The sequence below is a fragment of the Myxococcus sp. CA056 genome, from assembly GCF_013336715.1.
Taxonomy (GTDB): domain Bacteria; phylum Myxococcota; class Myxococcia; order Myxococcales; family Myxococcaceae; genus Myxococcus; species Myxococcus llanfairpwllgwyngyllgogerychwyrndrobwllllantysiliogogogochensis.
This window is the reverse complement of the sequence record NZ_JABUMT010000046.1, coordinates 1-639: the sequence shown is the minus strand read 5'-3', so window position 1 is coordinate 639 and position 639 is coordinate 1. Positions and strand designations below refer to the sequence as shown.

General features: G+C 67.3%; 1 protein-coding gene. It reads left to right on the top strand.

The window, feature by feature from the left end:
• Positions 1 to 639, top strand: a 639-nt coding sequence (locus HUA76_RS44770) for a hypothetical protein (RefSeq protein WP_174464426.1), incomplete at both ends; no start/stop codon positions are given.

Here is a 639-nt window from a genome sequence, read left to right as displayed (position 1 = left end):
CGCTCTTCCTCAGCACAAACCCGAGCCTCTTCAGCGAGTCGATCTTCCTCCGCACGACCCCGTGCCTCTTCGGCAAGTCGCGCCTCTTCAGCGAGCCGTGCCTCTTCCGCGAGCCGTGCCTCTTCCGCGAGTCGCTCTTCCTCCGCACGAACCCGAGCCTCTTCAGCGAGCCGGGACTCTTCAGCCAGCCGAGCCTCTTCCGCGAGTCGTTCTTCCTCGGCACGGAGTCGCGCCTCTTCGGCGAGTCGGGTCTCTTCCGCACGAACCCGAGCCGCCTCCGCGAGTCGGGCTTCTTCAGCGAGTCGCTCTTCCTCCGCGCGGACCCGCACCTCTTCGGCGAGTCGAGCCTCTTCGGCGAGTCGAGCCTCTTCAGCGAGGCGCTCCTCTTCCGCCAGCCGAGCCTCTTCGGCGAGTCGGGCATCTTCAGCGCGGCGCTCTTCCTCAGCACGAACCCGAGCCTCTTCAGCGAGCCGAGCCTCTTCCTCGCGGCGCTCTTCCTCAGCACGAGCCCGAGCCTCTTCAGCGAGTCGCTCCTCTTCAGCGAGTCGCTCCTCTTCAGCGAGCCGAGCCTCTTCCGCGCGGCGCTCTTCCTCAGCACGAACCCGAGCCTCTTCGGCGAGTCGGGCCTCTTCCGCCAGC